Raw genomic sequence first — 20,465 nt, 5'->3', positions numbered from 1 at the left:
CACAAGCTTGGATGGTCATCTCCTCAATCAGGCGAATGACGAGGCGTATCGCAAAAATGAAATTTTGAGTCGGGCTCTTAGGCCGCCTTCTTCACTGCCCCAATCGAGTCCTGCTGTGCTCGCTGTCGTGATACGCTTGTAAAATTCCGTCCTGGATCCAGATTTTCGCTGGCTTCATATTTTCCCATTGCTTCTAAAAGACTATAAATTCCTTGTAATTATAAGGTCTGCGTTCGGGTTTTCGGTTGATTCAAGATCTTGATCGTTCAGGAGATAAACAGCCAGCGTATTCAAATGTGAATATTTGTTGAAACAGCAGCAATGCATATACTGCACTCTGGTTGAAAACATCATAAAGCAGGCCATGGTCTGGTAATAGTTCAAATATTTTTGTTGAAGTCAGCATCATATCTTTTTCTTCTGAATAAGCTGGATTGATTGTATTGAACTGCGAAAGGCTGGAAAACTGTGCTTTTCCGGGGGAGGATGGTTTCATCCATGCGCCTGATCAACGGCCGGCTGCACGACAAGCTTGACCCTGCCGTGCTGACAAATTAGACCGGGCCATCATTTACGAAACGAGGCTCCACCGGTGTCCAGTACGTTGCCCGCACATATGCATCCCACCCGTTCCTTTCAGGGTCTGATCCTGACGCTCCATAATTACTGGGCGGAACATGGTTGCGCGATCCTGCAGCCTTACGACATGGAAGTGGGGGCGGGTACATTCCATCCCGCCACGACGCTTCGCTCGCTTGGGCCAAAGCCATGGAAGGTTGCCTATGTCCAGCCTTCGCGCCGTCCGAAAGATGGCCGCTATGGCGAAAACCCCAACCGTCTGCAGCACTATTACCAATATCAGGTGCTCATCAAGCCATCGCCGCCAAACCTGCAGGAGCTCTATCTCGGCTCATTGAAGGCGATCGGCCTTGATCCGACGCTGCATGATGTGCGTTTCGTCGAGGACGACTGGGAAAGCCCGACACTGGGTGCCTGGGGGCTTGGCTGGGAATGCTGGTGCGACGGCATGGAAGTGTCGCAGTTCACCTATTTCCAGCAGGTCTGCGGCATTGAATGCGCACCGGTTGCAGGCGAACTTACCTATGGTCTGGAACGTCTTGCCATGTATGTGCAGGGCGTCGACAATGTTTATGACCTCAACTTCAATGGCCTTGAAGGCGATGAGAAGGTCACTTACGGCGATGTCTTCCTGCAAGCCGAACAGGAATATTCCCGTTACAATTTTGAAATTGCCAATACCGATATGCTGCATCAGCATTTCATTGATGCCGAGCGCGAATGCGAGGCCATTCTGAAAGCTGGCAGCACGGGCGAAAATTCGCTGCACAAATGCGTTCTTCCGGCCTATGACCAATGCATCAAGGCATCTCACGTATTCAATCTGATGGATGCGCGCGGCGTGATCTCGGTCACCGAACGCCAGAGCTATATTCTGCGTGTGCGCAATCTCGCACGTCAGTGCGGCGAGGCCTTCCTGCTGACTGATGCCGGTGGCTACAACTATAAGAAAGAGGTGCTCTAATGCCGGATTTACTGTTAGAGCTTTTCTCGGAGGAAATCCCGGCGCGCATGCAGCGCAAGGCTGCCGGTGATCTGAAGAAGATGATCACCGACGGTCTGGTCGATGCCGGCCTGACTTATGAGGCTGCCACGGCCTATTGGACGCCGCGCCGTCTGGCGCTGGATATTCGCGGGCTGACCGTGCGCTCGAAGGATGTGCATGAAGACATCAAGGGCCCATCGGTCACGGCACCGGAACAGGCCATTCAGGGCTTTTTGCGCAAGGCTGGCCTGCGCGATATTTCTGAAGCGCATGTTCATTCCGATCCGAAGAAGGGTGATTTTTATGTTGCCCATCTGACGAAGCCGGGACGTGCGGCAGAAGAAATCATTGCCGAACTCGTGCCGCAGACGATCCGCAATTTCCCATGGCCGAAATCGATGCGCTGGGGCGCGGCATCGGCAAGGCCGGGCGCGCTGCGCTGGGTGCGTCCACTGCAGTCGATCCTCTGCACGTTCGGCCCTGAAACGGAAGAAACGCAGGTCATCGAATTTGAAGTCGATGGCATCAGGTCGGGCAATGTCACCTATGGCCATCGTTTCTTGAGCGACGGTCAGCCGATCACGGTGCGCCGTTTCGATGATTATGTCGAAAAGCTGGAAAAGGCCTTTGTCGTGCTCGATGCCGAGCGCCGCAAGGAAATCATCTTGCAGGATGCGCGCAATCTGGCCTTTGCCTCCGGCCTTGATCTGGTGGAAGACGAAGGGCTTCTGGAAGAAGTCTCAGGTCTTGTCGAATGGCCGGTCGTGCTGATGGGCGAGTTTGAGGAAGAATTCCTGGAAATTCCGCCGGAAGTCATTCGCCTGACCATCCGCGCCAATCAGAAATGCTTTGTCACGCGCCGTCAGGGCGAAAAGGAAGTCCTTTCCAACAAGTTCATTCTGGTGTCGAACATTGCAGCACGCGATGGCGGCAGGGAAATCGCTTTTGGCAATGGCAAGGTTGTCCGCGCACGCCTGTCGGATGCGCTCTATTTCTGGCACACCGACCAGCATGACTTGCCGGATCTCGACAAGCTTGCCGCATCGGCGGAAAAATTCGGCCTTGATCTGAATAAGCCGCTCGATCAGCGCATGGCGCGTCTGGATGCGCTCAATGTCACCTTCCATGCCAAGCTTGGTACACAGGGCCAACGCGTTGAACGTATCCGCGAGCTGGCTGCCCAGATCGCGCCACTCGTTGGCGCCGATCCGGCGCTTGCAACCCGTGCCGCCGTTCTCGCCAAGGCTGATCTTCAGACTGAAGTCGTTGGCGAGTTCCCTGAACTGCAGGGCGCAATGGGCCGCAAATATGCGCTTCTTCAGGGCGAAGACGAAGCCGTGGCAAGCGCACTCGAAGAACATTACAAGCCACAGGGCCCATCGGACATCGTGCCGAAGAACCCGGTTTCGGTTGCCGTTGCCCTGGCCGACAAGCTTGATACGCTGGTTGGCTTCTGGGTGATTGATGAAAAGCCGACCGGCTCGAAAGACCCTTATGCACTGCGTCGTGCAGCTCTTGGCGTCATTCGCCTGCTTCTGTCGCAGGAATGGAAATTCCCGCTCATGCCGCTGTTCCAGTCAGCTTATGCCGCTTTGACGGCAGGCCATATTCAGCGTCAGTTGCGTGCGTTTGAAGAAAAGCTTGCCACGCAAAAATCAGGCGATGTTGACGGCGAACAGGATGCCGATAATGCGCTGCGCAATTATGAGGCGGAAATTCGTGCCGAGACAGAGCGCAATGCAAAGCCGATTCTGGCAGATCTTCTCTCCTTCTTCCATGATCGCCTCAAGGTTTATCTGAAAGACGAAGGCGCACGCTACGATGCGATTGATGCGGTGCTGACGCCTGAAGCCGACAATCTGCTTCTGGTTGCCCGTCGTCTGGAAGCGCTGATCGTCTTCATCAACGAAGAAGACGGCAAGAACCTGCTGGCCGGGACAAAACGCGCTGCGAATATTCTTGCCGCCGAAGAAAAGAAGGGCACGCGCATTGCCGATCAAGTTGATGCCTCGCTTCTGAAGCTGGATGAAGAAAAGGCGCTGTATGAAGCGATCAATCTGGCCGCAGGTGAAGCAGAGGCGGCAATTGTTCGCGAAGATTTCAACGGCGCCATGCGTGCATTGGCAAAGCTGCGCGGTCCGGTCGACACCTTCTTCGAGAAGGTGCTGGTCAATGACGAGGATGAAAAGATTCGCGCCAATCGATTGGCCCTGCTTGATCTGATCCGCACGGCAACAGGCAAAGTTGCCGATTTTTCCAGGATCGCCGGATAGGGAAGGGCGCGCAAGGCGCCCTTTTTCTTGACAGTTCATTCCAATTTGGCATGAACGCGCCGTTTGATCTGCTTGCCCGGAAAGCGGCATTTGTGTAGCTACACGGTATTTTCAACCGACAGGCCACGCCTTTGACTGATATCGTTCCATTTGATGAGGGTGCCATATCCCGCGCAGTCGATGTGCTGCGTTGTGGCGGTCTGGTGGCCATACCGACCGAGACGGTCTATGGCCTTGCTGCCGATGCGGCGAATGGCGAGGCTGTGGCTGGCATTTTTGCCGCAAAGGGGCGTCCCTCCTTCAATCCGCTGATTGCTCATGTCAGTTGCATTGCCATGGCAGAGCGCCATGTCGATTTCGATCCCGTCTCGCGCGCACTGGCAGAGCGCTTCTGGCCGGGGCCGCTGACGCTGGTTCTGCCGGTGAAGGACGTGCAGGCAACCGGTCGCCCGGTGCATCCGCTGGTCACTGCCGGGCTTGCAACGCTTGCCGTGCGCATGCCGGAAGGGCGTGTGCGTGATGTTATAAAGACTCTCGACAGTCCCGTGGCGGCTCCCAGCGCCAATACGTCTGGTCGCATCAGCCCGACCAGTGCCGAAGCGGTGGCCGCTGATCTGGGGGGGAAGATTGATCTCATCCTTGATGCCGGCCCCTGTGGCGTTGGCGTGGAATCGACCATCGTCAAGATCGAGGGTGACACGGCGCATCTCCTGCGCCCCGGCGGGCTTGCGGCGGAAGAGATCGAAAAATTTCTAGGTCAAAGACTGATCCGTGCCGATCATGCTGCCGCCATTCAGGCGCCCGGCATGATGGCCTCGCATTATGCGCCGGATGCGGCGGTGCGGCTCAATGTCAGCGCAGTTCTGCCCGGCGAGGCGTTGCTGGCCTTTGGGCCAAACCGCGTCAGCGGCGCGGAACATGCCAAGGCCGTGCTGAACCTGAGCGAAAGCGGAAGCTTGCGCGAGGCGGCCAGCAATCTGTTTGATTTCATGCGCAGGCTCGATCAAAGCGGTGCCAGCGCAATTGCCGTTGAACCCATTCCTGTCGAAGGCCTTGGTGAGGCCATCAATGATCGATTGAAGCGCGCGGCGGCCCCGCGCTAACCTTGAAGAAATGAAGACCATGCTCGATTCAGCCCTGATTGCACGCTTTGCCTCCATCGTTGGTGAGAAGAACGCGCTCACCAATGCCAATGACATTGCGCCCTATATGCTTGAGCAGCGTGACCTTTATCAGGGGCGCTCGCCTCTGGTATTGCGTCCGGGCTCGACCGAGGAAGTGGCGGCGATCATGAAGCTTGCCAGCGAAACCGGAACCCCGGTTGTGCCGCAGGGCGGCAATACCGGGCTTGTCGGTGGTCAGACCCCGGATCAGAGCGGTACGGCAATCGTCCTGTCAATGGGCCGCATGAACCGCATCCGCTCCATCGATACGGTTGGCAATCTGGTGACGGTCGAAGCGGGTGTGATCCTGAAAAATCTGCAGGATGCCGTTGCCGATGCCGGCCGCCTGTTCCCGCTTTCGCTGGGGGCGGAAGGCTCGTGCCAGATCGGCGGCAATCTGGGTTCCAATGCGGGCGGTACGGCCGTACTGGCCTATGGCAATATGCGTGAGCTTTGCCTTGGGCTGGAAGTTGTTCTGCCGACTGGCGAGGTGCTGAACGATCTGCGTTACGTCAAGAAAGACAATACCGGCTATGATCTGAAGGATCTGTTTGTCGGTTCTGAAGGTACGCTCGGCGTCATCACCGCAGCGGTGCTGAAAATCTTCCCGCAGCCAAAGGGCAAGGGGGTTGCCTATGCTGGCCTGCGCAGCCCTGACGATGTGCTGCGCCTGTTCAAGCTTGCCAATGAACATGCAGGCCCGTCGCTCACCGGCTTTGAACTGATGCCGCGCATGGGTGTCGAATTCACCATTCGCCATGTCGAAGGCGTGCGTGATCCGCTGGAATCGCCGCATGACTGGTATGTGCTGATTGATATTTCCTCCTCGCGTTCGGAGGAGGATGCGCGCACGACGCTGGAAACGATCCTGACGGAAGCGTTTGAAAATGACATCATTCAGGATGCGGCCATTGCTGAAAGCGTGGCGCAGGTGCAGTCATTCTGGAAAATGCGCGAGGAAATGTCCTGGGCGCAGAAGCCGGAAGGTGGCTCGATCAAGCATGATATTTCCGTGCCGGTCGCCTCGATCCCGGATTTCATCCGCGAAGCCAATGCTGCGACGCTCGAAATGATACCCGGTTCGCGCATTGTCTGCTTCGGTCATATCGGCGATGGCAATCTGCATTACAACGTGTCGCAGCCGGTGGGCGCAGACAAGGAAGCATTCCTCGCACGCTGGGGAGAACTTAATCACCGTATCCACACAATTGTTGCTCGTTATAATGGTTCGATCTCGGCCGAACACGGCATTGGCGTGCTGAAGCGCGATGAACTTGTGCATTTCAAATCGACTGTCGCGCTTGAGCTGATGCGAAGGGTTAAGAAGGTCTTTGACCCGGCAGGCATCATGAATCCGGGAAAAGTGCTGTAATTCTGCGTTGTTAGAGAATTTCAGGGCGGGCTGGCAATAGTCCGCCTTTTACTTTTGTAAATGGGAATTTACTTCCCTTTCCGAAGTCTTACAGACGGTTGCAATCTGATAACCAAATGAAAAAGCAGGAAAAAGTTAACCCAACTCCTTAAGCCCGCCGGTAAGAAACCGCAGCTATTCTCATCATCAACAAGGGCGAGAAGCGACAGTCTTTGATACAGCCCGGCAGAAAAGTCGGTACAACCGGCTCGCAAGCGAGACAGAGGCGTTGATGATGATGAGCAATGGACTGAAAAAGCCAGAATGGGCCGGCCAGGAACTCAGGCTCGATCCATTCCATTTTCCGCAGGTTGTGACCTATGCCGCGCGTAACGGAAAAGGCGATGTCACTGTAACGCTGAACGAACGCGGCGCCGTCATCCGGCAGGTTCTGCAGTCAAGCGGCCTGCCCATGTCGATTGCATTGCCGATTTCGGCCTTTTCCGGTGTTGCTGCACGCGCGGTCGAGGATGAATTTGGTGAAATCACCGTGACGCTGGAATTGCTGCATGAGGATGGCCAGCTTTCCGTCCCATTGCTGGTTGCGCATGACCTGACCGACATTGCCGCTGACTGGCGCGCCTGGGCTGCAGCCTTCAACCTGCCGATGCTGTTGATCGAGGAAGATGGTGTTGCCCGCCCGCTCAACAGCCATAATGGCTCGGCGCGTGGCAATGACGCACAGAACCGCCGTCAGGGCGAGGCGTTGCGTCGCCGCCCACGCTTTCTTGCCCGTCGCAAGAGCGGCACGCTTGGCGTGCGCATGGTGATCGAGGGCACGGAAATCATCACGCGGAACTGAGCCCCTCACCACAAGTGGCAATGTTCGGCAGAAACTGCCGTTTAGCCGCGATCACATTCTTGTGATCATATCCACTTATTATATTATAGTGATATTATAGAAAGCGTGAGTTTAAGGGCTCAATGAATTGGCTGACCTCCAAGAATAGCCACCCGGATGGAAATACCATCCGGGTTTTTTCTTGCGATTTTTATTTCTTGCGCGTGAAAAAGGCGAGGAGGGCCGCACGGGTTTCCTCTGATGTCAGGCGTTCGGCAAAATGGCGCGCTTCGCGGACAATGCGATCGGACAGAGGTTCGGCAGGCATGCGCATCAGGGCGCGTGCAATCTGCATGGCCTCAGGCGGCTTGGCGGCAATTTCAGCAGCAGCCTGCATCACATCGTCCTCCAGCCTGTCGGCTGAAACGATGCGATAGACGATACCGGCCTCATGTGCGGCATCTGCCGTAAAGCCATGCCCCAGGGCCAGTAGGGCAAAGGCCTTCTGATGTCCCATCAGATTGGGGGCAAGCAGGCTTGAGGCTGCTTCCGGCACCAGCCCGAGATCGACAAAGGGCGTGCGGAACAGCGATTCCGGCGTGGCAAAGGTCAGGTCGCAATGCAGGTGGATCGTCGTACCCACCCCGATGGCAAGGCCATTGACGCCGGAAACGATCGGCTTCCTTGCGCTGGACAGGGCAGTGAGAAATTCCAGAATTTCCTTGCCCATGTCATTGCTGGTGGCGGCAGTCATGAAATCCTGCAGGTCATTGCCGGCCGAGAATGCGCCCGGCACGCCGAGAAAGACATGAACGCGGATAGCATCATCCGCATCCCCCTTGCGCAATGCCTTGGCCATGGCGGCATACATGGCGCGGGTGATGGCATTTTTCTTCTCCGGCCGGTTGAGCCGGATGATCTGTATGGCATCCCTGCGCTCAACCAGAATATGATCGCTCATCTCAGGCCTCCAGAACGGATCTGGCCGCAGCAAGGCTTGTTGCGCCGCCAAGCACGGTTTCCTTGAGGGCTGCCACTTCCCCAAGCAGGTTTTCGGCATAGAATCGGCTCAAGGCTGCACGGCCGGCATTGTCGTCGGCAAGGGCGCCACGCGCCAGATAGGCGCCGCCTGCAACCAGCGACAAGAGGCGCTGATAGGGCGTTGCACTCGCAAGGGCTTCGGCAAGGCGGTTGTCAGCCATGGCCTGTTGCAGCCATGTGGTTGCCGCGCGCGCATCGGCAATGGCCCTGGCAAGGCGCGTTCCGGTTTCGCCCAGTTCCGCACGGTTGGAAGCGATGGCCTTGTCGGCATCAGCCTGTAATTCGTCAAGATAGCCATGAACGTGCTGGCCATTGCCAAGCGGCAGCTTGCGCGTCACAAGGTCGATGGCCTGAATGCCGTTGGTGCCTTCATAGATCGGCGTGATGCGGGCATCGCGCAGCAATTGTGCGGCACCCGTTTCCTCAATGAAGCCCATGCCGCCATGGATCTGGATGCCGAGCGAGGCAACATCGACGCCTGCATCCGTGGCAAAGCTCTTGGCAAGCGGTGTGAGCAGGCTGGCACGATCCGCCCAATGGCGCGCCTCGTCACCTTCGCTGACATGGCTCATGTCAATTGCATGGGCGCAGGCATAGGTGATGGAACGGGCAACCTGGGTCAGCGCCTTCATGGTCAGGAGCATGCGCTGGACATCCGGATGTTCAATGATCGGGCTCATGCCGTCCTTGACGCCGATGGCGCGGCCCTGCCTGCGCTCTCGGGCATAGTTCAGCGCCTGTTGATAGGCAGCCTCTGCCACGCCCACGCCCTGAATTCCAACCAGCAGGCGGGCATTGTTCATCATGGTGAACATGCAGTTGAGGCCGCGGTTCTCCTCGCCGATCAGATAACCGACAGCGCCAGTTTCCTCGCCTTTCACAAAACCATCGCCATAGATCATGGTGCAGGTTGGCGAGGCATGAATGCCCATCTTGTGTTCAAGGCCAGAGCAGAACAGGTCATTGCGCCGGCCAAGCGAGCCATCTGCATTGACGAGGAATTTGGGGACGAGGAACAGCGAAATGCCCTTTGTGCCCGCAGGCGCATCGGGAAGGCGCGCCAGAACCAGATGGATGATGTTTTCCGTTAGGTCATGTTCGCCATAGGTGATGAAGATTTTCTGGCCGAAAATGCGATAGGTGCCATCGTCACGACGTTCGGCACGGGTGCGCAGGGCACCAAGATCGGACCCCGCCTGCGGCTCGGTCAGGTTCATCGTGCCCATCCATTCGCCGGAAATGAGCTTGGGCAGATAGATGTCCTTCAGTTCCTTCGAGGCATGTTTTTCCAGCGCTTCCACAGCACCCATGGTCAGCGTCGGGCCAATGGCAAAGGATAGCGAGCCGGAATTCCACATTTCATTGACCGCAACCGACATCATCATCGGCAGCCCCTGGCCGCCATAATCCGGGCTCCCGGTCAGCGCATTCCAGCCGCCAGCCGCCCAGTCGCGGTAGAGTTCCTTCCAGCCGGCCGTCGTGGTCACCACGCCATCCTTGACGCTCGCGCCCTGTTTGTCGCCCACGACACGCAACGGTTCAATACGGTCAGCGGCAAATTTGCCCGCCTCTTCCAGAATGGCTTCGGCAAGATCGGCGGAGAATTCGGGAAAGCGATTATCGCTCAGTGCCTGTTCCAGTCCGGCAACCTTCATCAACGTGTGTGAAATTTCAGAAACTGGTGCGCGATACATCTTTCCTCCTCAAACGCTCGCTCAATCTTTCACAGGCTCATGATCCCGACGGACGCTGCTTTGCCGTGGCGCCATTATCCCGGACAAGGGTGACAATGGCCAGACCTGACGTCAGTTTGCAAAGGCAAGCGTGTCTTCTGGTTCACTGACTTCTTCACGGCTATATACTTTTTACGTAAACGTCAATAATTTTGGAATACTTTGAGCGTTCAAATTTTGACAATAAAGGCTGATCATTAATTCAATCGCTTGCTTTCTGCTGCGACTTCATCTTCAGGTTGCCAGCATTTCCAAGGTATCAAATCCGTCTGTTTCTTGTACAATTCAGGTGCTTTCTCATGACGCTGGTACCGTTCTTCCTGACCGTTCATCTCCGGTCGCGTGCATCTTTGTGCTGGCATTTGGCGTCCTCTCGCTGCAGGAAACGGAACAGACCGGCTCGCGCTGGTTCATGGGCGCATTTCTGTGGTTGATGGTCATGGCAGGCATCGGGTTCTGGATCCCCCATGCGCCAAACCCGTATCTGACAGTCACTTTTCCTTTGCCATCATGCTGGGGCGCTGCTTTCAGCCTGTATGGGTTTGAATGCGATCTATCGCACGGGCATGATATTGCGCGCGGGCAAGCTTCTCTGCGCGCTGGTCCTGTCAATCTGTCAGCAATTCATCTCCAGGATCGACGTCAGCGTATGGCCGGGCGAGGATATCAGAGTTGCAGATCGCAGCGGGGAAGTTGTCCCCTGGTCTCACTGGTTGTCGGTACCATCATTCATCTGCTGATGGGCTGCTTTGTTGCTGCGCATGGTGGCCTGCATCGTGGGGGCAGTCAGCGAAAATCCGAAATTGCCGTCCTTTCAGCCATCCATAACCGTCATGGCTTTTACCGTCATGTCATGCATGGCGACCGATAAAACCTATGCGCTCGTCATGAGTGGTCTTGATTGCTTCAAGCAGATCAATGACCAATACGGCCATGATGGCGGCGATCGGGTGATTGCAGCCTTTGACGTCTCCTGAAAAACGCCTGCCTTGTCTTCCGTCTGTGCGCGTATCGTGGCGAGGAATGCATTGCCTTTCTTCCCGGCATGGAGGCCAGACAGGCCAGGAATATGGCAGAAATGCTGCGCAGTGAGATGGAGCGGATGGAGTTTCACAGCGGCGGAAATCCTGGAAGGCAACCGCAAGTTTCGGGATAGTCGAGTCCCTGGATGATGAGGACTTCGGCGAGACCATGCAACGGGCGGACATCACGCTCTATAGCGCAAAGCAGGCAGGCCGCAATCAGGTCTTTGTCGCCTGAAACATCTGCCCGGAACGGATCTGTCACTGCCGAAAGAACCTCTGCCCTGACATATTGTTCGTTTCGCCTGTGCAGAGGGAAAACGGTTCCTGTTTCTGGGAATGGCTCTGACAAGAATTTGCCGAATTAGTTGGCAGTGAAGTTTCTCGCAAATACGCTAAATCTGAAAGCCGTGAATTTTTGGCAGTAAAGATCGCTCAAACTGGTCATGCCGGTCTTGGCCATGCATTGGGCGGGTCTTTCCTTGGTGAAATGCTGTGAGGTCCATCTGTCTGGATGGGTGAAGAAAAGGTGCAGGACATGCGAAGCATGCGCGGGACTTTTCAACAGGCGGACATGCGTCCTGATGGCACGGAATGCGTCTGCGCATGGGGCGGCATCGAGCCGGTTGGCTGTTTCCTGCGGCAGTTCCTGCCGATCTGGCCGCCTTGAGCGGCTTGCCCGGTATGGGAAACGGTCCTGGGGCGGGTATGTATTCCGGGTTTATCCTGTCACTGCCGGCAATGTGCAAGAGCAGGCCTCGGAGTTTCAGATGTAGATATTCGATAAGGCTGACGCCTCAAGGCAGTCTCAGGAAATGTTGATTTCAATATTCATGACAGAAAACTTAACGGCCGCCTGTCTTTTCACGCTGATCTTCGCCTTTATCGCTTTGCAGGAAAGAACATGTGGGGCGCCGCGCTGGTTCACGATTTCATCGATCAGTACAGCCATATGCGCAATATTGAGCCTCAGCGCGACTGAATATGAGTCGCCACGGCATATTGTGATCATTACCTATTCCATGACGATTATAAATATCATCGCCGTCGCGATCGGCCTGCACAATAATTACAAGCTGAAAGTCAACTGGAAAGAAATATTAGTCATACTTCTGTTTTGCCTGACATGTTATCTGATAACCTTTGAATTGCATGAGCATTCCCATATCTGCAATGTGTTCATGCAGCTTCCGGTGCTGTTATGCTACGCTGTCGTGGTGCGGGTGCTGATCCTGTCGGGTCTGGAGCGTCTCGTCGACAGGCTTTTATTGGTCCTGACCCTGTTCAGCTGCGTGCATATTGTCATCCGTATTGTCTTTTTCGACTGGCCGGATGTCTATATGCACCCTGACATGGGCTATAATGATCTGGGCGCGTGTCTTTCGATTTTCATTGGCTTGTGCGTCCATATTGTCCGCAATCTTCTGCTGCTGCTTGGCACCGTTTCCCACATGCTGGGGGAGGCCTGTGAGCAGTCGGAAATCGATGAATTATCCAAGATCTGGAACCGGCGCGGCTTTGACCGTCAGGTCGGGCGCATCCTTGCCCGCAAGGAGGATCGCAGTCCGCTTTCGGTTGTCATGGGTGATCTGGACCATTTCAAGCGGGTCAATGATACCTATGGCCATGAGGGTGGGGATCAGGTGATCGCTGCAGTCGGCGAATTGTTGAGACAGCACACGCCGAAATCGGCGATTGCAGCCCGCATGGGAGGCGAGGAATTCGTGATCTTCATGCCGGATACGGCCATATATGAGGCAAGTAGCCTGGCTGAAACGATCAGATGCCGCGTGCGTGAATTGCAGTTTGAAAGCCCCAAGGGCAGCTGGCGTGTCACGTCCAGCTTTGGCGTCGCCGAGCAGTTGAATGGGCACAGCCTCTACGACACCATGCGTCGGGCGGATGATGCGCTTTATGCAGCCAAGAATGCAGGCCGCGACCGGGTTTGCATTGCCTGAAAACAAAAGTTCCGCTCAATGGAGCGGAACCTGAGGGGATGGAACCGGAGACAAGACAAGCGGAAACCGCAAGGGGTTACTTGCCGGCATGTTCACGCGCAACGGCGCGCCAGCCGATGTCGGAACGGTAGAAGCCTTCCGGCCAGTCGACCTTCTTGATCGCGTCATAGGCCGCCTTCTGCGCCTCGGCGACCGTTCCTGCAACTGCCGTAATGTTGAGTACGCGGCCGCCATTGGCAATCAGCTCGCCGTCCTTGAATGCCGTGCCGGCATGGAAAACCTTCACATTTTCCAGCCCTTCGAGCCGGTCAAGGCCGCGGATGACGCTGCCTTTCCGCACATTGGCCGGATAGCCTTCCGCGGCCATGACCACTGTCAGCGCGGATTCGTCTTTCCAGCGCGGCTGCACCTGGTCGAGCTTGCCATCAACGGCGGCATTGATGAGCTCGAGAAGATCGCTTTCAAGGCGCATCATCAGCACCTGGCATTCCGGGTCGCCAAAGCGCGTATTATATTCGATGAGCTTTGGCCCATCCCTGGTGATCATCAGCCCGGCAAACAGCACGCCGGCAAAAGGTGCGCCGATCTCAGCCATGCCACGCATGGTCGGCTCGATCAGTTCGCGCATGGTGCGCTCGACCATTTCGGGTGTCATGACGGGTGCTGGCGCATAGGCGCCCATGCCGCCGGTATTGGGGCCGGTATCGCCGTCGCCGATGCGCTTGTGATCCTGTGCCGAGCCCAGCGGCAAGGCGGTCTTGCCATCGCAGATGCAAAAGAAACTTGCCTCTTCGCCTTCAAGATATTCTTCCACGACCACTTCCCTGCCGGCCGCACCAAATGCTCCTTCAAAGCAGGCATCAACTGCATCAAGCGCTTCCTCAAGCGTCATGGCAACCACGACGCCCTTGCCGGCAGCAAGCCCGTCGGCCTTGACGACAATCGGCGCACCTTTTGCGCGAATATAGGCCTTGGCCTTGGGGGCATTGTTGAAACGGCCATAAGCACCGGTCGGAATGTTGAAACGGGCGCACAGATCCTTGGTAAAGCCTTTCGAGCCTTCAAGCTGGGCTGCTGCCTGTGACGGGCCAAAGACGCGGATATTTTCAGCGCGCAAGGCGTCGGTGAGACCTGCGACCAGTGGCGCTTCCGGGCCGATGACAACAAGGTCGATCTGCTTTTCCCTGGCAAATGCAATGACGGCGGCATGGTCGTTGACATCAAGTGCAACCAGCTCGGCCACTTCGCCGATGCCCGGATTGCCCGGCGCGCAATAGAGCTTGTCCAGAGAAGGCGAGGCGGACAGTTTCCATGCCAGCGCATGCTCGCGGCCACCGGAACCGATCAACAGGACTTTCATGCCTTGCTCCCTTGCAGTGAGATTTGTAAATAGACGTTGATTTACCTTGGCTCTCTATTGCCCGGATTGTGCCGGAGCAAGGCCAAAGGCGCAGATTTTGACGGAAATCATCGAAATTTGTGCATCAGCAACAATGGATGCGTCAATGCAGCAATCACAACGACCAGCGACTTCACCTGTTGGCACCGGCATTCAGTCGCGTACTGAACGTGGACGTGTCAAGGACGCGCCATCCGGACACTGGGTCTATCGTATTTTACAGCCATCGCTCTGGCCCTATGCGCAGCTTGCGCGCTGGGATCGCCCCATCGGCTGGCAATTGCTTCTGTGGCCATGCTGGTGGTCGGCTGCACTGGTGGCAGGTGCCGGCGCAAGGCCGGGCGCCGATTTCTGGTCGGTCATGCCGAATATCTGGCATCTGTTTCTGTTTCTGGTTGGCGCAATTGCCATGCGTGGCGCTGGCTGCACCTATAATGATCTGGTTGATCAGGACATTGATGACAAGGTCGACCGCACCCGTTCCCGTCCGCTGCCATCAGGCCAGGTGACGCGCACACAGGCCAAGATCTTCCTTGTGCTGCAATCCCTGGTCGGATTGGTTGTTGTGCTGCAGTTCAACTGGTTCTCGATCTGGCTTGGCATTTGCTCACTTGCGATTGTCGCGGCCTATCCATTCATGAAGCGCATCACCAACTGGCCGCAATTTGTGCTGGGGCTTGCCTTTTCATGGGGTGCGCTGATGGGCTGGGCGGCAGTCAGGGGCTCGCTCGCCCTGCCGCCCGTGCTGCTTTATATCGGCGCGGTCATGTGGACGATTGGTTATGACACGATCTATGCCCACCAGGACAAGGAAGATGACGCGCTGGTTGGCGTACGTTCAACAGCACGCCTGTTCGGCAAGCATACGAAAACCGCGCTGATTGCGCTTTATGGCGGGGCGCTGTGCTGTTTTGCCGGCGCCTTTGCCGTTGCGGAAGTGCCGATGCCGGCCCTGGCTGGTCTACTTGCCGCCGGCATCCATCTTTATCGCCAGATCATCGTGCTCGACATTGATAATCCGGATCAGTGCCTGCAACTGTTCAAATCCAACAATGTCGTTGGCTGGCTGGTCTTCCTTGGGCTGGTCCTCGGCTCGCTCTGGGTGGCGTTGAAGCCGCTGGTATAAAAAGGCCACCTGATCGGGTGGCCTTCTGTATCAGGGATAAAGGCGTTCCTTGTTCCAGTCGCCTTCCGGTGCAGGCCGGGTGAACAGCACACGGTCATGCAGGCGGAACGGGCGGTCATGCCAGAACTCGATGGAAACCGGACGGATGCGGAAACCAGACCAGTAGGGCGGGCGGGGAATGTCGCCGATGGCATATTTGGCCGTATATTCGGCCACGGCCTTTTCCAGTGCAAAGCGGCTTTCCAGCGGGCGCGACTGTTTCGAGGCCCAGGCACCGATGCGGCTGCCGCGTGGGCGCGAGGCATAATAGGCATCGGCCTCGGCATTGCTGACCTTTTCGACCGGACCACGCACACGCACCTGACGGCGCAGCGTCTTCCAGTGAAAACACATGGCGGCCTTGCCGGAGGCAAGGATTTCCTGGCCCTTCGTGCTTTCATGGTTGGTGTAGAACACAAAGCCGTTTTCATCAAAACCCTTGAGCAGCACCATGCGCACATTGGGCAGGCCGGCCGGGTCAACGGTTGCAAGTGCAACCGCATTGGGATCGTTCGGCTCGGTCTTGGTCGCATCGGCAAGCCATTGCGAGAAGAGCTCAAAGGGCTTGTTGGATTCGGTAAAATCGTCGCTTGGGCTGGTCATTTCGTTTCAGACTGTTGCTATTGATTATTTGGGTTGCCCGAAGTTTGAGCATCAAAGCGGCTGAACTGCAAGCAAGGCCGTGCATTTTCGTGCATATGCATATGATAAAGAACTGAGCAGATCCACGCATAATTGCCGCCGCATGTTCGGCGTTGAGAAATGGTATCGATTTGTTTACCTTCCCGGCAAACACCTTGTTAACGCACTATTGCCAGTATGCGTTTATCCACTGCCGCTTAGCTAAAAGGACGAGCATTGGCTGCTGACATTGCATGCCCTGTCACATTGAAGGATCGTCGGGAAGGCCGGCTTGGCGTTTTGTGCCGGGGTGCACTGGGGCTTTGCCTCTTGTCACTGGCAGGTTGCGCCATGGGCGGCAGCATCGAGTCCGCTCTTCCTGATCACTCGACCATTACCGGCTCGATTGCGCCGGACACTACAGGCCCGCAACCCGATTCAAGTACGGCTTCCGACCAGTCAACGATCAGGAATGTGATTTCGGCGCTGAATTTCACCCAATGGGGCAAGCAGCCGATTCCCTGGGCCAATCCGGATACGGGCAGCCAGGGCGCAATCACTGCGGTTGTCGAAACCACGACCAATAACCAGCTTTGCCGCAAGTTCCAGACATCGCGGGAAGCCTTTGACGGGGTCGCGCTATACAAGGGTGAAGCCTGCATGCAGCCCGGCGGCAAATGGGTCCTGACATCCTTCGCGCCACTTTGAAAATAAAGGTTTGGCTCTGGAACTTTGGCCAAACCATGCGCATATAATGGTTAACTGACCCATGCCTGTCTGTGCAGGCTCCACATATTTCCCTGGAAGAGGAATAGATGCGCGATCCCTACAGCGTATTGGGTGTCGCCAAGACGGCGAAGCCCGAAGAAATCAAATCGGCTTTTCGTAAGCTGGCCAAAAAATACCATCCTGATCAGAACAAGGACGATCCCAAGGCGCAGGAACGTTTTGCTGAAATCAATCAGGCTTATGAAATTCTCGGCGACAAGGATCGCCGTGCCCAGTATGACCGCGGCGAAATCGACGCCGAAGGCAAGCCCGTGTTCCAGGGCTTTGCCGGTGCGGGGGCAGGTGCACATGGCGATCCGTTTGCGGCATTCCGTCAGGGTGGCGGCGGCTTTGAATTCCGCACCGGTACGGGCGGTTTCGGCGGTGCAGAGGATATTTTTCAGGATCTGTTCGGCAGCGCCTTTGGCGGACGTTCGGGCGGACGCAGACCGCGCGGCCCGGCAAAGGGTGCTGATCTGCAGGCAAGCATCACCATTTCGCTGGCGCAGGCCGTCGGTGCGGAAAAGGTTGAAGCCATTTTCCCGAATGGCAAGCACCTCAACATCAAGCTGCCAACCTATGTCGAGGATGGTCAGACCATCCGCCTGAAAGGGCAGGGTGAGCCGCTGGTTGGCGGCACGCCCGGCGACGCGCTGGTTACGATTCATTTCCGCAAGGATCCGAAATTCCGTCTTGAAGGTCGCGATGTCCATGTCGACCTGCCTGTCGATCTGGGGCTTGCCGTGCTTGGCGGAAGGCAGGAAGTCGAAACGCTTGACGGCCGTGTTGGCGTCAGGATTCCGGCTTGGTCGAGCTCGGATCGGGTGCTGCGGCTCAAGGGCAAGGGCCTGCCGTTGAAGACGGGTGGCAGGGGCGATTTCTACGTCCATATCCGTATCATGCTGCCTGAAGGCGGCGACAAGGCGCTGGAGGAATTTTTCCGGGCGCGCCAGTCAGACTGACCGTTCTGCGGTCTGGCCTGACCCTGTTTCATATTTTAGTTGGGTATTGTTCAATGTATCGTAAAAGTAACAATGCCCGGCTTTTTCAGCGCATTTGCTTGAAGCATTTGTCAGCCTGTGCAATACGGCATCCAATCGAGTTTTTTAGATGAGGACCGTTAATGACCGCAAAGACTGGTTTGTTGCAGGGAAAGCGCGGGTTGATTCTTGGCGTTGCCAACAACCGTTCGATCGCATGGGGCATTGCCAAGGCGGCTCGTGACGCCGGTGCGGAACTCGCTTTCACCTATCAGGGCGATGCGCTGAAGAAGCGTGTTGAACCGCTTGCTGCAGAAATCGGCGCATTTGTTGCCGGTCATTGCGATGTGAGCGATGCTGCAAGCATGGATGCCGTTTTCGAGACGCTCGAGAAGGAATGGGGCAAACTCGACTTCCTCGTTCACGCCATCGGTTTCTCCGACAAGGATGAGCTGACGGGTCGTTATGTCGATACGTCGGAGGCCAATTTTTCCAAGACCATGCTGATTTCGGTCTATTCGCTGACGGCGCTTGCGCGCCGCGCGGAAAAGCTGATGACGGATGGCGGCTCCATTCTGACATTGACCTATTATGGTGCTGAAAAGGTCATGCCGAATTACAACGTCATGGGCGTTGCCAAGGCGGCGCTTGAAGCAAGCGTCAAATATCTTGCCGTTGACCTTGGCCCGCAGAATATTCGTGTCAATGCCATTTCGGCTGGCCCGATCAAGACGCTGGCTGCATCGGGCATTGGTGATTTCCGCTATATTCTGAAGTGGAATGAATATAATGCGCCGCTGCGCCGCACGGTCACCATTGAGGAAGTGGGCGATGTCGGCCTCTATTTCCTCTCCGATCTGTCGCGTTCGGTTACCGGTGAAGTCCATCATGCCGATAGCGGCTATCATGTCGTTGGCATGAAGGCGGTGGACGCCCCCGACATTTCCGTCGTCAAGGATTAAGGATGAGCGCAGTGGCTCGGGAAATCATCTATTTTTCGCGTCACGGCGAAACCGACTGGAACGTCTCTGCCCGCATTCAGGGGCAGCTTGACATCGACATCAACGCCAAGGGTCGCATGCAGGCAGACCGCAATGGCGATATGTTGAAATCACTGATTGGCGATGGGGCAGGCTTCGATTTCGTGGCCAGCCCCTTGCGCCGCACGCGCGAGACGATGGAGCGTATCCGTCGGCGCATGGGGGTCGACCCCTATGATTACCGCACCGATCCGCAACTGATGGAAGTCAATTTTGGTGACTGGCAGGGCCTCATGATCGAGGATATTGCCAAGCTTCGCCCGGATCTGGTTGCAGCACGCGCCCACGACAAATGGAATTTCGTGCCGCCGGGCGCAGCCGCTGAAAGCTACATGATGCTTTCACGCCGTATCAGACGCTGGGTGGAAGCGGTTGACAGGCCAACAGTCTGCGTCACCCATGGCGGCTGTATCCGTACGCTGTTCTTCCTCTATGGCAATCTTGATGGACGCGATGCGGCCAATCTGTCCGTTCCGCAGGACAAGATCCTGAGGTTCGAAAACGGCAAGCTTGAATGGCTGTAAATTGACCGTCGGCCGGTTTCACCCTGTCAATTGAAACCGGCCCTTTGCCTTGAAGATTATGCGGGATCGTCGAGCAAATCGAGGACAAGTTCGGATGGGCGGCAAAGGCGTGTGCCCTTTGGCGTCTCGACGATCGGCCGGTTGATCAGGACGGGATGGGCGATCATGAAATCGATCAGCTCGTCATCTGTCCATTTTGGATCATGAAGGCCGGTTCGGCATAGGGCGTTCCTCTTTCGCGAAGCAATTGGCGTGGCGACATCTTCATTGCGGCCAGGAGTTCAACCAGTTTTTCGCGACTGGGCGGATTGTTCAGATATTCGATGATGACCGGTTCTTCACCGCTGGCGCGTATCATGGCAAGTACATTGCGCGAGGTGCCGCAGCTCGGATTGTGGTAAATGGTAATGGTCATCAAAAGAACCTTTGATGTGACTTGTATCTGCTCATGTTGCATAAAGCGACTGTATGGTAATCATGCCGCCTCATTTTTCAATAGCAAGTCACGATTAGCCGGTTTACGTGTAAAGAATTTCCCGGAAAAGTGGGAACCGATCCCCGTCAATAGCTAAGAAATGACAATATATTAGAGAAATCTGTTGTTCCTGGCGATCTGAATTTCTTTATCCTTGTGATTTATTTTGCGTCAGCTGGTGAAGAAATATTATTAATTGCCATATTATAATTATCTACAATTTTGTGAAATATTGTTACGTGATGCATGGGTTGCATATTTGTTTGATTGTTGTTGATCACTATATTTTTCGAATCAATTTCTTTGAAAGGGCGCTTGCTCGGCTGGCGTCAGCTAACAAGGCCGACCGAAAGAAAACTGGGCTTCCTGAAGATCATCCATTGATGCTTTTTTCGAAAGAACGGAGAAATAGTCGACAACTATCTCTAGTTGGATAATGCAATCACAGATGCAAAAGCATTCAATCTAGAGCATTTCACTTTTTGATGGAACCATATCCAGCACTGGCGAAGTAGTTTAAGCATTCGCCAGGTTGGATTGTCTGAAT

At 55.8% G+C, this 20,465-nt stretch carries 18 protein-coding genes and 2 pseudogenes; 14 read left to right on the top strand and 6 right to left on the bottom strand.

All coding sequences use genetic code 11. From position 1 onward, the window contains the following. Positions 1-250: 250 nt before the first annotated feature. Positions 251-496, bottom strand: coding sequence for a hypothetical protein (locus ACFO1V_RS10630; RefSeq protein ID WP_374834122.1), 246 nt, complete (start codon positions 494-496; stop codon positions 251-253). A gap of 120 nt (positions 497-616) precedes the next feature. On the opposite strand from ACFO1V_RS10630, the gene ACFO1V_RS10625 reads away from it, so the two are divergent. From ACFO1V_RS10625 to ACFO1V_RS10605, 5 genes are all read left to right on the top strand, one after another. Next, positions 617-1,543, top strand: coding sequence for a glycine--tRNA ligase subunit alpha (locus tag ACFO1V_RS10625; protein WP_374834158.1), 927 nt, complete (start codon positions 617-619; stop codon positions 1,541-1,543). Next, on the top strand, positions 1,543-3,837 hold the full coding sequence (glyS, locus tag ACFO1V_RS10620) for a glycine--tRNA ligase subunit beta (protein WP_374834124.1): 2,295 nt from the start codon (positions 1,543-1,545) through the stop codon (positions 3,835-3,837). The genes ACFO1V_RS10625 and glyS overlap by 1 nt, the downstream gene beginning before the upstream one ends. Positions 3,838-3,968: 131 nt before the next feature. After that, positions 3,969-4,940, top strand: coding sequence for an L-threonylcarbamoyladenylate synthase (locus tag ACFO1V_RS10615; protein ID WP_374834126.1), 972 nt, complete (start codon positions 3,969-3,971; stop codon positions 4,938-4,940). 19 nt (positions 4,941-4,959) lie between these two features. Continuing rightward, on the top strand, positions 4,960-6,372 hold the full coding sequence (locus ACFO1V_RS10610; protein WP_374834128.1) for an FAD-binding oxidoreductase: 1,413 nt from the start codon (positions 4,960-4,962) through the stop codon (positions 6,370-6,372). A 274-nt stretch (positions 6,373-6,646) separates the two neighbouring features. Next, positions 6,647-7,213, top strand: a complete 567-nt coding sequence (locus ACFO1V_RS10605; protein ID WP_374834130.1) for a DUF6101 family protein — start codon at positions 6,647-6,649, stop codon at positions 7,211-7,213. 190 nt (positions 7,214-7,403) lie between these two features. On the opposite strand, the gene ACFO1V_RS10600 is transcribed toward ACFO1V_RS10605, so the two are convergent. Both ACFO1V_RS10600 and ACFO1V_RS10595 read right to left on the bottom strand, forming a co-directional pair. Beyond that, a complete protein-coding gene (locus ACFO1V_RS10600) occupies positions 7,404-8,153 on the bottom strand; it encodes a crotonase/enoyl-CoA hydratase family protein (protein WP_374834132.1) in 750 nt (249 codons plus the stop codon). A 1-nt stretch (position 8,154) separates the two neighbouring features. Beyond that, positions 8,155-9,927, bottom strand: a complete 1,773-nt coding sequence (locus tag ACFO1V_RS10595) for an acyl-CoA dehydrogenase (RefSeq protein WP_374834134.1) — start codon at positions 9,925-9,927, stop codon at positions 8,155-8,157. An 800-nt stretch (positions 9,928-10,727) separates the two neighbouring features. On the opposite strand from ACFO1V_RS10595, the gene ACFO1V_RS10590 reads away from it, so the two are divergent. From ACFO1V_RS10590 to ACFO1V_RS10575, 4 genes and pseudogenes are all read left to right on the top strand, one after another. Further along, complete coding sequence (locus ACFO1V_RS10590; protein WP_380075102.1) at positions 10,728-10,943, top strand: diguanylate cyclase; 216 nt, start codon at positions 10,728-10,730, stop codon at positions 10,941-10,943. Between the two features lie 148 nt (positions 10,944-11,091). Continuing rightward, a pseudogene (locus tag ACFO1V_RS10585) lies at positions 11,092-11,226 on the top strand (diguanylate cyclase domain-containing protein); the annotation flags it as partial. Between the two features lie 309 nt (positions 11,227-11,535). Continuing rightward, entirely contained in the window at positions 11,536-11,658 is a 123-nt protein-coding gene (locus tag ACFO1V_RS10580; protein ID WP_374834140.1) for a hypothetical protein, read from the top strand. A gap of 511 nt (positions 11,659-12,169) precedes the next feature. Further along, a complete protein-coding gene (locus tag ACFO1V_RS10575) occupies positions 12,170-12,946 on the top strand; it encodes a GGDEF domain-containing protein (protein WP_374834144.1) in 777 nt (258 codons plus the stop codon). A 76-nt stretch (positions 12,947-13,022) separates the two neighbouring features. On the opposite strand, the gene purD is transcribed toward ACFO1V_RS10575, so the two are convergent. Then, positions 13,023-14,306, bottom strand: a complete 1,284-nt coding sequence (gene purD / locus ACFO1V_RS10570) for a phosphoribosylamine--glycine ligase (RefSeq protein WP_374834146.1) — start codon at positions 14,304-14,306, stop codon at positions 13,023-13,025. Positions 14,307-14,451: 145 nt separating this feature from the next. Between purD and ubiA the strand changes: the two genes are divergently transcribed. Further along, positions 14,452-15,471 (top strand): 4-hydroxybenzoate octaprenyltransferase, encoded by a 1,020-nt coding sequence (gene ubiA, locus ACFO1V_RS10565; protein ID WP_374834148.1) that lies wholly within the window; start codon positions 14,452-14,454, stop codon positions 15,469-15,471. Between the two features lie 30 nt (positions 15,472-15,501). Here ubiA and pdxH read toward each other — a convergent pair whose 3' ends face one another. Further along, the gene (pdxH, locus tag ACFO1V_RS10560; RefSeq protein ID WP_374834150.1) at positions 15,502-16,113 is read right to left on the bottom strand and encodes a pyridoxamine 5'-phosphate oxidase; all 612 of its coding nucleotides are present in this window, start codon (positions 16,111-16,113) and stop codon (positions 15,502-15,504) included. A 255-nt stretch (positions 16,114-16,368) separates the two neighbouring features. On the opposite strand from pdxH, the gene ACFO1V_RS10555 reads away from it, so the two are divergent. From ACFO1V_RS10555 to ACFO1V_RS10540, 4 genes are all read left to right on the top strand, one after another. After that, positions 16,369-16,839 (top strand): RT0821/Lpp0805 family surface protein, encoded by a 471-nt coding sequence (locus tag ACFO1V_RS10555; protein WP_374834152.1) that lies wholly within the window; start codon positions 16,369-16,371, stop codon positions 16,837-16,839. Between the two features lie 107 nt (positions 16,840-16,946). Beyond that, positions 16,947-17,861: a DnaJ C-terminal domain-containing protein gene (locus ACFO1V_RS10550; RefSeq protein WP_374834154.1), complete on the top strand. Its 915-nt coding sequence runs from the start codon at positions 16,947-16,949 to the stop codon at positions 17,859-17,861. A 161-nt stretch (positions 17,862-18,022) separates the two neighbouring features. Then, positions 18,023-18,841 (top strand): enoyl-ACP reductase FabI, encoded by an 819-nt coding sequence (fabI, locus tag ACFO1V_RS10545; protein WP_374834156.1) that lies wholly within the window; start codon positions 18,023-18,025, stop codon positions 18,839-18,841. Between the two features lie 11 nt (positions 18,842-18,852). Then, complete coding sequence (locus tag ACFO1V_RS10540) at positions 18,853-19,443, top strand: histidine phosphatase family protein (protein WP_374834160.1); 591 nt, start codon at positions 18,853-18,855, stop codon at positions 19,441-19,443. Between the two features lie 56 nt (positions 19,444-19,499). Here ACFO1V_RS10540 and arsC read toward each other — a convergent pair. Then, positions 19,500-19,858, bottom strand: a pseudogene (arsC, locus tag ACFO1V_RS10535) (arsenate reductase (glutaredoxin)). Positions 19,859-20,465 lie beyond the last annotated feature (607 nt).

It is taken from the genome of Daeguia caeni (genome assembly GCF_042653845.1).
Classification (GTDB): Bacteria; Pseudomonadota; Alphaproteobacteria; order Rhizobiales; family Rhizobiaceae; genus Brucella; species Brucella caeni.
The sequence above is the reverse complement of the archived record's forward strand: the minus strand, read 5'-3'. Positions and strand labels throughout refer to the sequence as shown.

Excerpts from the sequence above, each read along its gene's own strand:
- ACFO1V_RS10630 (WP_374834122.1), bottom strand. The coding sequence starts at position 496 with ATGAAACCATCCTCCCCCGGAAAAGCACAGTTTTCCAGCCTTTCGCAG.
- ACFO1V_RS10625 (WP_374834158.1), top strand. The coding sequence starts at position 617 with ATGCATCCCACCCGTTCCTTTCAGGGTCTGATCCTGACGCTCCATAAT.
- glyS (WP_374834124.1), top strand. The coding sequence starts at position 1,543 with ATGCCGGATTTACTGTTAGAGCTTTTCTCGGAGGAAATCCCGGCGCGC.
- ACFO1V_RS10610 (WP_374834128.1), top strand. The coding sequence starts at position 4,960 with ATGCTCGATTCAGCCCTGATTGCACGCTTTGCCTCCATCGTTGGTGAG.
- ACFO1V_RS10605 (WP_374834130.1), top strand. The coding sequence starts at position 6,647 with ATGATGAGCAATGGACTGAAAAAGCCAGAATGGGCCGGCCAGGAACTC.
- ACFO1V_RS10600 (WP_374834132.1), bottom strand. The coding sequence starts at position 8,153 with ATGAGCGATCATATTCTGGTTGAGCGCAGGGATGCCATACAGATCATC.
- ACFO1V_RS10595 (WP_374834134.1), bottom strand. The coding sequence starts at position 9,927 with ATGTATCGCGCACCAGTTTCTGAAATTTCACACACGTTGATGAAGGTT.
- ACFO1V_RS10590 (WP_380075102.1), top strand. The coding sequence starts at position 10,728 with ATGGTGGCCTGCATCGTGGGGGCAGTCAGCGAAAATCCGAAATTGCCG.
- ACFO1V_RS10580 (WP_374834140.1), top strand. The coding sequence starts at position 11,536 with ATGCGCGGGACTTTTCAACAGGCGGACATGCGTCCTGATGGCACGGAA.
- ACFO1V_RS10575 (WP_374834144.1), top strand. The coding sequence starts at position 12,170 with ATGCAGCTTCCGGTGCTGTTATGCTACGCTGTCGTGGTGCGGGTGCTG.
- purD (WP_374834146.1), bottom strand. The coding sequence starts at position 14,306 with ATGAAAGTCCTGTTGATCGGTTCCGGTGGCCGCGAGCATGCGCTGGCA.
- ubiA (WP_374834148.1), top strand. The coding sequence starts at position 14,452 with ATGCAGCAATCACAACGACCAGCGACTTCACCTGTTGGCACCGGCATT.
- pdxH (WP_374834150.1), bottom strand. The coding sequence starts at position 16,113 with ATGACCAGCCCAAGCGACGATTTTACCGAATCCAACAAGCCCTTTGAG.
- ACFO1V_RS10550 (WP_374834154.1), top strand. The coding sequence starts at position 16,947 with ATGCGCGATCCCTACAGCGTATTGGGTGTCGCCAAGACGGCGAAGCCC.
- fabI (WP_374834156.1), top strand. The coding sequence starts at position 18,023 with ATGACCGCAAAGACTGGTTTGTTGCAGGGAAAGCGCGGGTTGATTCTT.